We start from the raw sequence: 13,628 nt of genomic DNA, 5'->3' as shown, positions 1-13,628 counted from the left end.
ACGGCGTCCGTGATGTCCTCACCCAGGTATGCCTCGGCGTCGCGCTTCAGCTTCATGAGCGTGCGCGCGCTGATCTCCTGGGGCGTGTACTTCTTGCCGTCGATCTCCACGTTCCAGTCGGTGCCGATGTGGCGCTTGACGGAGCGGATGGTGCGATCGACGTTGGTGACGGCCTGGTTCTTGGCGGGCTGGCCGACCAGCACCTCACCGTTCTTGGCGAAGGCGACGATCGACGGGGTGGTGCGTGAACCTTCGGCGTTGGCGACCACTACGGGCTCGCCGCCTTCCAGCACAGACACGACCGAGTTCGTTGTACCGAGGTCGATACCGACGGCACGAGCCATAGTGTTCCTCACTTTCGTTTTGCAGTCCTGTGGGCAGGTTTTTCATTACTGAACTGCGATGTTGGCGCTTAGTGAGCGCCCTCCGCTCAAGTTTGCACTCCGACACCGTCGGGAGTCAATTCGAACTTGAGTCTTGCACGCTCATGTTGTCGTAAGGCTCAACGGAGGGGTGCGGAGATTTGTTCCCGGATGCCCACATTTTGTTCGGGCGCCGTGTTTCGGCGGCGTGCTTCGGGGCCGCCGACACGGACCCGCGCGTCGGCCCGCCACGGTACTGCAGGTCGATAGGATCGCTGCGTGACGACACCCGAGCAGCCGCCACGCCGGCCGGAACCGCCGCGACCCGTACCGCCGCGTCCGGAGTTCGCGGTCACCCCGCTGCGCGCCACCCCCACCGATGCCACCCCCAAGGCGGTCGCGGTGTCGCTGTCCGCCTGGGTGGGATCGTTCGTCGTTCTCGCCGGAATCGCCGGGGCCATCGCGCTCGACCTCGGCGCGGTCCGCGACGCCCTCGAGGCCTCGGTCGCCGCGGACAATCCCGGGGACTCCGCGACGGACATCACCGACACGGTGAACCTGACGCTGATCGGCAGCGGCGCCATCGCCGTCGTCCTGATCCTCCTCGGACTGCTGGGGATACAACTCCTGCGTGCCCGGAAACCGGCGGGCCAGATCACCCTCGCCGTCGTCGGCGTCCTCAGCGCCGCCGGCGGGGTGGGCCTGTGGACCCTGCTGTCCGACGCCGGTGACGCGACCGCCGGTGTGCTGCAATGGGCGCCGCTCGCCTACAGCGCCCTCGTCGCGGTGGGAGTGCTCGCCCTGTTCGCCCCCGCTGTGTCTCCGTGGCTGCGCCGGAAAAGCTGACCGGACTCACACCTGGCACGGATCGGTGCTGCCGTGGAACTCCGGGTCGGGGTCGTATTCGCGGTTGGACGTACCCGAATACTCGGGATCGGGGTCGTACTCGTCGTTGGTCGTCCCCGTGAAGTCGGGGTCCGGGTCGTACTCGTCGTTGGTCGTGCCCTCGTAGGAGGAGTTGCAGGCCGGGTGGGCGGCAGCGGTCTGGGTCACGGACGCGGCGCCGAACACGAGAGCCACGGCTGCCAGTGCGGTCATCGTCGTGCGGATCATGATGATTCCTTTCATCGGTGGGCTGATCATCGGTGGGCTGGGCGGACCCAGAAGAGAGAACCGAGCGGGGTCACCCGGGTGCGGGCTGGTGGGGCATCGCGGGTTCGCCCGCGCCGATCCGGCTCGACCCGGCGATGTCGGGATGGCGCGTCACCGTGGGGGTACCCAAATCGGGGCGCGCGACACCCGGCGCGAGCGGCGGAATCGTCAGGGCTCGCCGGAATTCCATCTGCTCGCCGGTGTCGCTCTCGGCGGCGGTCGAGGCGTACGCGAACGTGCCGACTCCCACCGTGACGGCGACGAGGACGGGCGACACCATGCCCCCGAGAACGCGAAGCCATACGCGTCGGCGGGAGGGCCGGGGTGCCGGCCCCGGAGAGTCGAAGTTCATACCGAGAATCCTTCGCGGCGCGCGCTTTCCGCACATCCAGGAAGGCACCCAACTTGGACCCCGAGAAAAACCCTGAGAAGGCCTCACTAATGAGGACCGTTTCTGACCTCAATTCCCCTTATCGTTCTTCTCATGACCACTTCGCAGAAGTCCCCGGCCACCGGTGAGCGCGCCGACATCCTCCAGATCCTGCAGGAGCAGCGAGCCACCCTGTTGATCACCGTCCGCGGCATCGACGACGACCAGGCACGGCAGCGCTCGACCGTCAGCGACCTCACGCTCGGCGGACTGATCAAGCACGTTCTGCACACGGAAAAGCATTGGGTAGAAACCATTCTCGCACCCGACGAGAACGCGGAGTTCGACATGGAGTGGGCGATGGAGAAGTACTACATGCGCGACGACGAAACCCTCGAGGGACTGCTGGCCGAGTACACCGAGGTGGCCCGCGCGACGGAGGCCGCCGTGGCCGGCCTCGACGACCTGGACGTCCTGATCCCACTGCCCACCGCACCCTGGGCACCCGAGCGGCAGTGGTGGACGATCCGCCGCACCCTGCTCCACATCATCCGGGAGACCGGCCACCATTCCGGTCACGCCGACATCATCCGGGAATCCCTCGACGGCGGAAACACCACCATGCAGATGGGCGCCGACGCGGGCATGGAGTTCTGACCCGCCCGGTAGAACAGACGAAAACACCTCACCGGGTTCAGGTTCCGGTGAGGTGTTCTCTTCTCAGCGTGTGGCGTTTTCGAGTGTTGACTTACCTCCTGCGGTTCAACTTTTCGCCCGACTGGTGAAGACCATGGTGCCCCGCGGTGGGGGCACCGGCTACCTACCCCAGGGTGAATCCTGCCCACCTGGTGTTGCGGCTACGCCTCCGCGGTGACGGAGAGCACGACCACGTCGTCGGGGAAGGACGCGGGTGTCTGCAATCCCACGACCGCGAGGGCCCGGCCCGTCATCGAGACGCCGGGAACCCCGCTCCCCGCGGACAGTCCGTCGGCTCGTCCACCCGGTGGCTGTACGTCGAACCACGCGGGCGGTTTCAGGCCCTCGTCCGGTGCACCGGCGAAGACGGGACGCACCCGATAGCGCCGGTCGGGGTCGAGCCCGGGCAGCGTGAACCTGCCCCGCGGTGACACCTCGGAGCGCCCCACGTACGCGAGGAAGAACAGCGCCTCCGCCCGGTCCGCCGCGACCGCACCGTAGACCAGGAGGGTCGGGTCGATCTCGTCGGCCCGCACCATCGTTCCCGTGTGCAGGAGTTCCCGGTGCCGCTTGTACAGGTCGATCCACACGGCGAGCTGTGCGTTCTCGTCGTCCGTGGCGGTCGCGAGATCCCACTCGATCCCGAGGTGCCCGTACAGCGCCGTCCCCGCCCGGAACGACAGACGGTGGTACCGGCCCGTCGTGTGCGAGATTCCGGACGCGATGTGCGAGCCGAGCAGCTCGGGGGGAAGCAGCTGCATCGTCCACCGGTTCATCTGCTGACGCTCGAGCGGATCGATGCAGTCCGAGACCCAGACGCGGTCGGTGCGCTCGAGGATGCCGAGGTCCACCCGCGCTCCGCCCGACGAGCAGGATTCGATCTCCAGTCCGGGGAAGCGGCGCTTCAGTTCGTCCATCAGCCGGTAGGTCGCGAGGGTCTGGTCGTGGACGCCGGCGCGGCCGTGCGGTGCGGTGCCGGCGTCGATCAGGTCGCGGTTGTGGTCCCACTTGATGTAGGCGATGTCGTACTCGGCGAGGATCGCGGACATCCGCTCGAGGATGTGGTCGTACGCCTCGGGGATCCCCAGATTGAGCACCTGCTGGTTCCGCGACGGCACGGGCGTGCGCCCGCCGGTCGCCATGACCCACTCGGGATGCTCCCGCGCGAGGTCGGAATCGAGGTTGATCATCTCCGGTTCGAACCACAGGCCGAACTCCATGCCGAGGGAACGCACGTGATCGACGAGCGGATGCAGACCGTTCGGCCACACCGTTTCGTCGACGTGCCAGTCCCCGAGGCCCGCCAGATCGTTGCGCCGGTACCTGAACCAGCCGTCGTCGAGCACGTAACGTTCGACGCCGAGCTTCGCCGCGCGATCCGCCAGGTCCGTCAACCGGGCCAGGTCGTGGTCGAAGTAGACCGCCTCCCACACGTTGATCGTGACCGGGCGCGCGCGCCGCGGGTGCGTGGGGCGGGACCGGAGGTAGTCGTGGAAGCGATGTGCCTGGGCATCGAGTCCGTCACCGTAGGCGCCGTAGACCCAGGGCGTTTCGTAGCTCTCGCCGTCCGCCAGCCGCACCTCGCCCGGCAGGAGTAATTCTCCGCCGCCGACCACCTGGAAACCGGTGAAGAGACGTTCGGCGTAATGGCGGTGGTTGCCGCTGAACGCGACGTGGGTGCCCCACACCTCCCCGCGGCCGAACCCGAATCCGGGCACGCCGACGGAGAGCACCGTCGCGGCGTCCGGGCCGGTGCGTCCCTTCCGTCCTTCGCGTTCGTGGATGCCGACGGTGAGTTCACGGCGCTGCGGGATCCGTTCCTTCCCCCACCTTCCCGCGAAGTCGAGGATCTCGCGGGCCTGCGGCGGCACCGGGAACGCGAGCTGGAGGTCGTCGAGAACGTAGAAGGAGTCGCCCTCGTTGGTGACCTCGGCGCGCGCCCTCAGGAGGCCGCTCGGCAGCAGTTCGATGTCGAGGACCAGACCGAGATCGGCCACCGTGTCCTGCGCGGCGACCCGGACAGCGCCCGCACCTACCGAGACGAGTCCCGACCGGTGCTCGACTCCGTCGACCGTGAGCGTGGTGGTCGTGAACAGCGGCGACCAGTCGGCGCCGTCCCGGTGCCCGGCGATCCCGGGCTTCCCCACCCACCCGGTGTGGTGTTCGGGGAGTATCGACAGCCGCACCGGGAGATCGACCACGTTGCCCGCCGGGGGCTCGATGTTCGCCTGCGCCAGGGCTTCGACGTCGGCGAGGGTGAGGTCGCCGAGCGCCGCTCCCCAGTGCACGATCGCCGGCAACCGTCCCCCGGTGAGGTCGAGCACGACGGACACGCCGCCTGCGGTGAGGTGGACGTACGCGTGCGGTGGAGTCGCACTCACTTGTTGGCTCCCATCGTCAGTCCGGAAACGAAATGCCGCTGCAGCGCGACGAATACGAGCACCGTCGGCAATGCGACGAGCACCGATCCGGCGGCGAGCAGGTTGGTGTCGGTGAAGAAGCTGCCCTGCAGATTCTGCAGCGCGGTGGTGACCGGCAGCTTGTCGCCGCTGACCATCAGCGCCAGTGCCCAGAAGAAATCATTGTAAATCCAGGTGATCATGAGCGTCGCGAGCGCGGCCAGAGCAGGACGGCACAGCGGGAGGACCACCTGCCAGTACTGGCGGAACAGCCCGGCGCCGTCCACCGTCGCCGCCTCGAGCAGTTCCGGCGGGACCGTCTTCATGTAGTTGCTCAGCACGAACACGCAGAACCCGGTCTGGAACGCGACGTGCACCAGGATCAGCCCCCAGTAACTGTCGTAGAGCGAGCCCGACGAACTCATCCAGTAGGGCAACGGAATCGCGTTGTACAGCCGGAACAACGGGGTCAGAAGCGTCTGCTGCGGCAACAGATTCCCCGCGATGAACACCGCCAGCATGATCACGTTGAATTTCCACGGGAACCGGGCGAGCACGAACGCCGCCATCGACCCGATGAACAGGATCAGCAGCACCGCCGGGATGGTGATCAGCATCGAGTTGAGGAAGTAGTGCGGGATTCCGCCGACCTCCCACGACTCGGTGTAATTGCTGAGCGTGAAACCGCCGACCGACAGGTAGCCGTGGGTGAGGACGTAGTCGTAGTCGCGGAACGAGTTGTAGAGCGCCCACAGGAGCGGGAAGATCCACAGCAACGCCAGGGCCGTGAGAAGGACGTATATCGCCGCGTGCGCGGTACTCAGCCGGCGCCGGTTGGCCACCGCGGCCTTGTTGCGGGGCCCGGTCCGGTCGACGGGCGCACTGTGGTCGGCGAGGGGTGTCGTCATGGTCATCAGTCGTCGCTCCGCATCACGATCCAGAGATAGAGGGCAATGAACACCAGCGAGATCACGAGCATGATCGTCGCCAGAGCCGAACCGAATCCGACCCGGCCCGCTTCGCCCACGACGTTGGCCGTGACGAGGGCGGAGATGAGTTCGAGTCCGTTGCGGCCCTTGTTGATCACCCACACGAGGTCGAAGGCACGCAGAGCCTCGATGACGGTGATGACGATGATCAGCAGGTTGGTGGGCTTCATCAGGGGGAACACGATCCGGAAGAACGTGCGGATCGGGCCGGCGCCGTCCATGAGGGCCGCTTCGCGCACCGACGGGTCGATGGCTTTGAGACCCGCCAAGTACAGCAACATGATGTAGCCGGTGTGCCGCCAGCTCGCGGCGACCATGACGGCCCAGATGTTGACGTCGGGGTTGCCGAGCCAGTCGACGTCCGTACCCAGGATGGTGTTGAGCACACCACCGTCGGTGGAGTAGATCAGCTGCCACACGAATCCGACCAGTGCCATCGACAACACCACGGGGATGTAGAAGATGCTCTGGTACAGCCGGCTTCCCTTCAGGCCCCGGTCGAGCAGGACGGCGAGGAAGATGCCGAGGATCGTCGGGAAGACGAAGAGGAACGCCAGCCAGAGGACGTTGTTGTGGAGCGCCTGCTGGAACGGTGGGTACGCCTGGACGGCGTCGACGTAGTTCTGCGGGCCGATCCACTCGATGGTGGACGTGCCGCCGATGCCGTCCCAGCGCGCGAACGACAGGATCACCGTGAACACGGTGGGAATCCACACCAGCCCGATCACGATCGCGGCGGGCAGCCCGAGCATGACGGCGATGGTCCACCGGTCACCCCGGCTGCGCCGGATCTTCGGCGCCGGGATCCTGGGTTCGGTTCCGGCCTGGGGAGGAACTGTGCTGGTCATGAATTCACCTGACCTGTCGGGACGGCGATGGTGGTGGTTGTCTTCTCGTGTGCGCTCATTGCCCGAACACCGCCGCCTTCTGACGCTCGATGCTGCGGACCAGGCCGTCGACTTCGTTCGGGTTGCCCAGGAACTGCTGCATCGCCGGGATCATCACGACGGACGCGAAGTCGGGGCGGGTGTCCCGGTCGAGGAATTGGGTGATGGACCCCGCGCCCTGGACGAGGGCGGCCGACTTCTGCACGAGCGGAGGGAAACTCGACAGATCGGCGTCACGGTGCGCGGGTATCGCCTGGGGGTCCTGCTTCGCGTACGCGACCGCGGCGTCGGCGCTCGTGAGGAAGGACAGGAACTGCTGCGCCCCGCCGAGGTTGCGCGGGTCCTTGCGCATCATGAATCCGTCCATGGGCGCCTCCACCGCCGAAGTGCCGACGGCGGAGTCGAGTTCGGGGAACGCGAAGAAGTCCAGATCCTCGCGGTCGGGCCCCGCGGGGAAGCTCTGCGCGACGAACATGCCGGCCACCAGCATTCCGACCTCCTTGTTGAGGAGTGCCTGCTGCGCCTCGGACATCTTGCGGCCCAGCGGTTGCGGCTGGTGGAACGGGAGGATCTCGCGCCAGGTGTCGAACACCGACCGGACGCGGTTGTCGGTCCAGCTCACGTCGCCCGCGAGGAGGGAACGGTGGAAGTCGACGCCGTTGAGGCGCAGGTCGAGGTAGTCGAACGTGCCGAACGGCGGCCAGCCGTCGCGGACGCCGAATCCGATCGGGGTGAGTCCGTCGGCCTGCATGCGCTTGGACAGGGTCACCCAGTCGTCGAACGTCTTCGGCGGCGCGTAGCCGCGCTGCTGCCAGAGGCTGGGACGGTAGAACACGGCCCACGGGTAGTAGAAGAACGGGATCAGGTACTGCCGGCCGTCGGTTCCGGTGGACGCCTCGCGGAAACTGTCGCTGAAGCCGCTGCCGTGCGCTTGCCACACCGAACTGACGTCGTCGACGAGGCCCTTGTCGGCGAAGTACTTCATGCGGTACCCCGACATCCAGGTGAAGACGTCGTCCGGGGTGCCCTGCAGGTAGTTGTTGACGTTCTCCTGGAACGAGGTGGAGTCGACGGAGTTGATCCGCACGGCGCCGCCGGTCTGCTGCTGGAACATCCCGACGACGTCCTGGACGCCGAGTTTGGCGTTCTTGTCCGACAGCCGCGATCCGAGGGTGATCACGTGGGGGTCGACACCGCTCGTGCACCCGGACAGCAGACCCGCCGTCGACAGGGCGCCCGCGGCGCCGAGCGCGGCCTTGAGAAAGGTGCGCCGGGAGGGTTGCCACGGGTGCGGCAGCTCGTTTCGGTTCATGGTGCCCTTTTCGATTGAGTACCGGGGTGGTCGGAGTCGCTCACCACCTGATCGAAATCGAACAACTTCGATCACATTTCGGTGCTGTCGCCTCACGCACTTACGTGATGCAGGTTACAAAATCACGCCGCACCGCGCATTGTCAACCAGTTGTTAGTGCTTTTACCTGCGTAAGTGCAGAAATGTTCATTCGTGTTGACTTTTGAACAACGATCGGACAGATTGTGAGCATGCACACAGCGAGCGATTCCGGCGGGCGGCACCTGCGGTGGCCGACCCGGGGCATTTCCTTCGGCGGTGACTACAACCCGGAGCAGTGGCCGGAAGAGGTCTGGCAACGCGACGTCGAACTCATGCGCGAGGCGTGCGTCGACTTCGCCACCGTCGGCGTCTTCTCCTGGGCCCGGCTCCAGCCCACCCCGGACACGTGGGATTTCGGCTGGCTCGACCGCGTCCTCGATCTCCTGCACGACGGCGGCGTCCGCGTCGACCTGGCCACCGCGACCGCGTCCCCACCGCCGTGGCTCACGACCGCGCATCCCGAGGTCCGGCCCGTGGACGAGCGTGGCTACCGGTACGAGATCGGCAGCAGGCAGACGTGGAGCCCGAGTTCCCCGATCTACCGCGACCACTCCCTCGTCCTCGTCGAGAAGATGGCCACCCGATACGGCGGCCACCCCGCACTCGCACTCTGGCACGTGTCGAACGAACTCGGCTGCCACAACTCACGCTGCTACTCCCCCGACAGCGCGCGGGCGTTCCGGCGGTGGCTGCAGCGTCGCTACGGCGACCTCACCGAACTCAACCGGGTATGGGGCACGACGTTCTGGAGCCAGCACTACAGCGACTGGAACGAAGTGGTGCCGCCCGCCGCGAGCACGACGTTCGGCAATCCCACGCATCTACTGGACTGGCGCCGGTTCTGCTCGGACGCCCTCCTAGACCAGTACCTCGCCGAGCGGGAGGTACTGCAGCGCATCACCCCCGACATCCCGGTCACCACCAACTTCATGGTGGGCATGGGCTCACCTCAGTCGCTCGCCGGCGACATGAACTACGCGCAGTGGGCGCCCGAACAGGACCTGGTGTCCACCGACCACTACCTGGTGGGGCCCGCGACGGGCGACGGCGCCGCCCACCACAGGCTGTCGTTCTCGGCCGACCTGACGCGCGGTATAGCCGGCTCCCGGCCGTGGCTGCTGATGGAACATTCGACGAGCGCCGTCAACTGGCAGCCGGTCAACCGGGCGAAGACACCCGGGGAGATGCTGCGCAACTCCCTCGCCCACGTCGCCCGCGGAGCGGACGGCATCGCCTTCTTCCAGTTCCGCGCATCCGACGCGGGTGCGGAGAAGTTCCATTCCGCCCTGGTTCCGCACGCGGGCACCGACTCCGCGCGATGGCGGGAAGTCGTCCAGCTCGGCGCCGTGCTGCGGCGCCTCGAACCGGTGGCCGGCAGCCGCGTCGAGGCCCCGGTGGGTGTGTTGTTCGACTGGGAGTCGCAGTGGGCGTGCGAGCAGGACGGGCACCCGTCCCGGTTGATGCAGCCCATGGCGATCGCCGAACGCGCCCACCACGCCTTCTCCGGCATCACGTGCGACGTGATCCCCGCGGACGCCGACCTGAGCGGGTACGCCGTGGTGGTCGTTCCGGCCGTGTACCTGTGCAGCGACGAGGACGCCGCGCGCATCGAGGCCGCGGCCCGCGCCGGCGCCCAGGTGCTGGTCACCGCGTTCTCCGGGATCGCGGACCGCGACGATCACGTCCGGCTCGGCGGCTACCCCGGGGCGTTCCGCGACCTGCTGGGTGTCCGCACCGAGGAGTTCTTCCCGCTCGGCGCGGACGAGACCGTCGCCCTCGACGACGGCACCGCGGCCGGCATCTGGACCGAGTACCTGACGGTGTCCGAGGACGTGGAGGTTCTCGCCCGCCACACCGAGGGGCACCTGCAGGGCGTGCCCGCCCTCACCCGGCGTCCGGTCGGCGACGGCGCCGCCTGGTATCTCGCCACCGTCCCCGACACGCAGGGCTGGACGAGGATCGCCGAGGCGATCTGCGCCGCAGCCGGTCTCGACCTCCACGCGGGGCAGCACGCCGACGTCGAGATCGTGCGCAGGCAGGGTGAGAACGGGTCGTGGCTGTTCGTCCTCAACCACACGACCGAGAAGGTGACCGTCGAGGTGTCCGGCACCGACCTCGTCACCGAACGGGTGGTCGACGGACCGCTCACGCTGGAACCCGGCAGCTGTGCTGTGATTCGCGAAGACAGCGCCGCCACCGGCGCCCGGACCCGAAAGGCGGACGCATGATGCTCGCTCGTCAGCGCCAGCAGGTGATCCTCGACGAGGTCACCGCGCACGGTGCGGTGAAGGTCGTCGACCTCGGCGCGACGCTCGGGGTCTCCGACATGACCATCCGGCGCGACATCAATGAACTCGTCGAGCAGGGTCTCGTCGAGCGGGTCCACGGCGGGGTCACGCTGCCGCGGTCGGCGAGTGTGCACGAACCGGGGTTCTCGGCGAAATCCGAACTCGACCGCGAGGCCAAGCGGGCCATCGCCCGCGCCGCCGCCCGGCTGGTTCGACCCGGCACGTCGGTGGGCATCTCCGGCGGCACCACCACGCACGCCCTCGCCCGCGAACTCCTCGACGTCCCCGACATCACCGTCGTCACCAATTCGCTGCCCGTCGCCGACGCGTTCCACGAGGGCGGCCGCGACGACCAGACCATCCTCCTCACCGGTGGTCAGCGCACCCCGTCGTTCGCGCTGGTCGGGCCGCTCACCGTCGCCGCCCTGCGCGGCATCCACGTGGACATGCTGTTCCTGGGGACGCACGGCATGGGGATCGACTCGGGACTCACCTGCCCCAATTTGATGGAAGCACAGACCAATCAAGCGCTCGTCGCGTCGTCGCGGCGGGTCGTGGTGCTCGCCGACCACACGAAGTGGGGTGTGACCGCGCTGGCGAACACGATCCCGCTGTCCGACGTCGACATCCTCATCACCGACGCCGGGCTCGAGCGCGCCGCCCAGGAAGCTCTTGCCGACCACGTCGGCGATCTCGTGGTGACACGGGAGAACCGGGAAGGACCCACCGATGACCGTGCGTGACGAACAGGAGGCACGGGAGACCGGCACACGGCTCCGGATGCGCAAGACCCGGACAACCCTCGCGGACGGCCGCGAACTGATCTACTTCGACGACTCCGAGCCGTACGTGTCGGGCGGCGCCACCCGCGAGCTGATGGATTCACGTCCGCTGCCGCCGGCGGTGTCGCAGTCGCAGATGCGCTTCGACGTGCTCACCGGGGAATGGGTGGTCATCGCCGCCCAGCGGATGGACCGCACGTTCCTGCCGCCGCCGGACGCGTCGCCGCTCGCCCCGAGCATGCCGGGCAAGGCGCCCACGGAGATTCCGGCCGACGACTACGACGTGGTGGTGTTCGAGAACCGCTTCCCGTCGCTGGCGACGGCCGCCGCCGAGCAGGACCTTCCGGACTGCGTCGACGGAGAAGCGTTGTGGCCGTTGGCACCGGGCGCGGGCAGGTGTGAGGTCGTGTGCTTCACCAGCAACCCGGATGCCGCGTTCTCCACCCTGAGCGTCGACCGGGTCCGCACCGTCGTCGACGTCTGGGCCGACCGCACCGCCGACCTGTCGGCGCTGCCGGGGGTCCGGCAGGTGTTCTGCTTCGAGAACCGGGGCAAGGAAATCGGCGTCACCCTGACCCATCCGCACGGGCAGATCTACGCCTACCCGTACCTTCCGCCCCGCACGGACGCGCTGATCCGGCGCTCCCGCGAGCACTTCGAGAGCACCGGGCGACTACTGCTCGCCGATGTCCTCGACGCCGAAACACGATCCGGCAGGCGCGTGGTCCTGGCCGCCGAACACTGGACCGCATACGTTCCCGCCGCCTCGCGCTGGCCGCTGGAGGTGCACCTCGCACCGCACCGCGACGTCCGTGACCTCACCGAACTGTCCGACGACGAGCGCGACGAACTCGCCCACGTCTATCTCGAACTGCTGCGCCGGGTCGACCGGTTCTTCGACGGTGTCGACGCCGTGCCCTACATCGCCGCGTGGCATCAGGCGCCCGTCGGCGAGGACCGCCCGCTCGGACGCCTGCACCTGCAACTGTTCTCGATGATGCGCTCGCCGGGCCGGATGAAGTACCTGGCGGGATCCGAGTCCGGGATGGGGGCGTGGGTCAACGACACCACCCCCGAGCGCATCGCCGACCGGCTGCGGGAGGTGGCGTCGTGAGTGCGCCGCAGTGGGTCGACCCCGTCGACGTCGGCACTGTCGCAGGTACCGCGGAGGCGTTGTTCCGCAGCACGTTCGGTGGCGTCGCGGACGGCGTCTGGGTGGCGCCCGGCCGGGTCAACCTGATCGGTGAGCACGTCGACTACGCCGGCGGGCTGGTGCTGCCGTTCGCCCTCCCCTACGTGACCGTCGTCGCCGTCCGCGTGCGCGGCGACGGGATCCTGCACGCCGTGTCCACCCACACCGGCGAGTCCTGGCGCGGTCCGCTCGACGGCGTCGCCGCGGGTCACCCGGCCGGCTGGGCCGCGTACGTCGCCGGGGTGGTGTGGGCGCTGCGCCGGTCCGGACATCTCACGGCGGGAACCGGTTTCGACGTGGCGGTGCATTCGACGGTCCCCGTCGGCTCCGGGCTGTCGAGTTCGGCCGCGCTCGAGTGCGCCTTCGCGCTGGCCGTCGCCGACCTCGCCGGACTGCCCACGGACGACGCCGGCCGCCGACCGCTGATCGCGGCGTCCATCCTCGCCGAGAACGAGATCGCGGGCGCGTCCACCGGCGGCATGGACCAGTCGGTCGCGATGCTCGCCCGCCCCGGCCACGCCCTGCTCCTCGACTGCCGCGGCGGCGCGACCCGGCACGTCCCGCTCGACTTCGACTCCGCAGGCGCCCGACTGGTCGTCGTCGACACGAACGCGCCGCACCGGCTGGTCGACGGCCAGTACGGCAACCGGCGCGCCACCGTCGAGAAGGCCTGCGCCGACCTCGGCGTCGCCACCCTGCGCGACGTCGCCGACGCCGACGCCGCCGTCGCGGCGCTGAGTTCCCCGGCCGCGCAGCGGGTCCGGCACGTGCTCGGCGAAATACGCCGCGTCCGGGAGGTCGCCGACCTGCTCGACCGCGGCCGGATCGCCGACATCGGCGACGCCCTGAACCGCTCGCACGCCTCGTTGCGCGACGACTACGAGGTCAGCTCCGTCGAACTCGACTCCGCCGTCGACGCCGCCCTCGAGGCCGGCGCCTGGGGTGCGCGGATGACCGGCGGCGGCTTCGGCGGCTCCGCGATCGCCCTCGCGCCCGCCGACCAGGTCGACGCCGTCGTCGAGAACGTCGCCCGACGCGCCGACACCGCCGGCCTGCCGGTCCCCCAGTTCCTGCACGCCGAGCCGTCGGGCTCGGCACACCGACTCTGAGATCCCCTT

13 protein-coding genes are annotated in these 13,628 nt (G+C 68.4%); 6 read left to right on the top strand and 7 right to left on the bottom strand.

The features are described 5' to 3' along the window. A partial coding sequence (locus tag AZG88_RS32260; protein WP_156517674.1) for an Hsp70 family protein occupies positions 1-344 on the bottom strand: 344 nt, incomplete at its 3' end. Positions 345-641: 297 nt separating this feature from the next. Here AZG88_RS32260 and AZG88_RS32255 point away from each other — a divergent pair. After that, positions 642-1,208 (top strand): hypothetical protein, encoded by a 567-nt coding sequence (locus tag AZG88_RS32255; RefSeq protein WP_005238339.1) that lies wholly within the window; start codon positions 642-644, stop codon positions 1,206-1,208. A 6-nt stretch (positions 1,209-1,214) separates the two neighbouring features. Here the strand turns inward: AZG88_RS32255 and AZG88_RS32250 are convergent, their stop codons facing one another. Then, positions 1,215-1,475, bottom strand: coding sequence for a hypothetical protein (locus AZG88_RS32250; RefSeq protein ID WP_005238337.1), 261 nt, complete (start codon positions 1,473-1,475; stop codon positions 1,215-1,217). A 70-nt stretch (positions 1,476-1,545) separates the two neighbouring features. Next, complete coding sequence (locus AZG88_RS32245) at positions 1,546-1,866, bottom strand: hypothetical protein (RefSeq protein WP_226955700.1); 321 nt, start codon at positions 1,864-1,866, stop codon at positions 1,546-1,548. A gap of 132 nt (positions 1,867-1,998) precedes the next feature. Here AZG88_RS32245 and AZG88_RS32240 point away from each other — a divergent pair, with 132 nt between their 5' ends. Continuing rightward, the gene (locus AZG88_RS32240) at positions 1,999-2,541 is read left to right on the top strand and encodes a DinB family protein (protein ID WP_005238331.1); all 543 of its coding nucleotides are present in this window, start codon (positions 1,999-2,001) and stop codon (positions 2,539-2,541) included. A 200-nt stretch (positions 2,542-2,741) separates the two neighbouring features. Here AZG88_RS32240 and AZG88_RS32235 read toward each other — a convergent pair whose 3' ends face one another. From AZG88_RS32235 to AZG88_RS32220, 4 genes are read right to left on the bottom strand one after another with little or no spacing between them, the layout of a single operon-like run. Continuing rightward, positions 2,742-4,961, bottom strand: coding sequence for an alpha-galactosidase (locus tag AZG88_RS32235; RefSeq protein WP_025432068.1), 2,220 nt, complete (start codon positions 4,959-4,961; stop codon positions 2,742-2,744). Then, positions 4,958-5,893 carry a carbohydrate ABC transporter permease gene (locus AZG88_RS32230; protein ID WP_061700173.1) on the bottom strand — a complete coding sequence of 312 codons (936 nt, stop codon included), beginning with the start codon at positions 5,891-5,893 and terminating at the stop codon, positions 4,958-4,960. The genes AZG88_RS32235 and AZG88_RS32230 overlap by 4 nt, the downstream gene beginning before the upstream one ends. Further along, positions 5,893-6,816 carry a carbohydrate ABC transporter permease gene (locus AZG88_RS32225; protein WP_005238326.1) on the bottom strand — a complete coding sequence of 308 codons (924 nt, stop codon included), beginning with the start codon at positions 6,814-6,816 and terminating at the stop codon, positions 5,893-5,895. Before AZG88_RS32225 ends, AZG88_RS32230 begins: the two co-directional genes overlap by 1 nt. A gap of 55 nt (positions 6,817-6,871) precedes the next feature. Further along, positions 6,872-8,167 carry an ABC transporter substrate-binding protein gene (locus AZG88_RS32220; protein WP_061700172.1) on the bottom strand — a complete coding sequence of 432 codons (1,296 nt, stop codon included), beginning with the start codon at positions 8,165-8,167 and terminating at the stop codon, positions 6,872-6,874. 230 nt (positions 8,168-8,397) lie between these two features. Between AZG88_RS32220 and AZG88_RS32215 the strand changes: the two genes are divergently transcribed. Genes AZG88_RS32215 through galK form a run of 4 tightly spaced genes read left to right on the top strand, consistent with a single transcriptional unit; the run spans position 8,398 to position 13,619 of the window. Next, entirely contained in the window at positions 8,398-10,476 is a 2,079-nt protein-coding gene (locus AZG88_RS32215; RefSeq protein ID WP_061700171.1) for a beta-galactosidase, read from the top strand. Beyond that, positions 10,473-11,279, top strand: coding sequence for a DeoR/GlpR family DNA-binding transcription regulator (locus tag AZG88_RS32210; protein ID WP_082833537.1), 807 nt, complete (start codon positions 10,473-10,475; stop codon positions 11,277-11,279). Before AZG88_RS32215 ends, AZG88_RS32210 begins: the two co-directional genes overlap by 4 nt. Then, complete coding sequence (gene galT / locus AZG88_RS32205; protein WP_061045331.1) at positions 11,266-12,432, top strand: galactose-1-phosphate uridylyltransferase; 1,167 nt, start codon at positions 11,266-11,268, stop codon at positions 12,430-12,432. The genes AZG88_RS32210 and galT overlap by 14 nt, the downstream gene beginning before the upstream one ends. Further along, entirely contained in the window at positions 12,429-13,619 is a 1,191-nt protein-coding gene (gene galK / locus AZG88_RS32200) for a galactokinase (RefSeq protein ID WP_061700170.1), read from the top strand. The genes galT and galK overlap by 4 nt, the downstream gene beginning before the upstream one ends. Positions 13,620-13,628 lie beyond the last annotated feature (9 nt).

The sequence above is a fragment of the Rhodococcus sp. LB1 genome (assembly GCF_001583455.1).
Classification (GTDB): Bacteria; Actinomycetota; Actinomycetes; order Mycobacteriales; family Mycobacteriaceae; genus Rhodococcus_F; species Rhodococcus_F opacus.
Note: the sequence above shows the minus strand (reverse complement) of the source record. Positions and strands in the feature narration are given on the sequence as shown.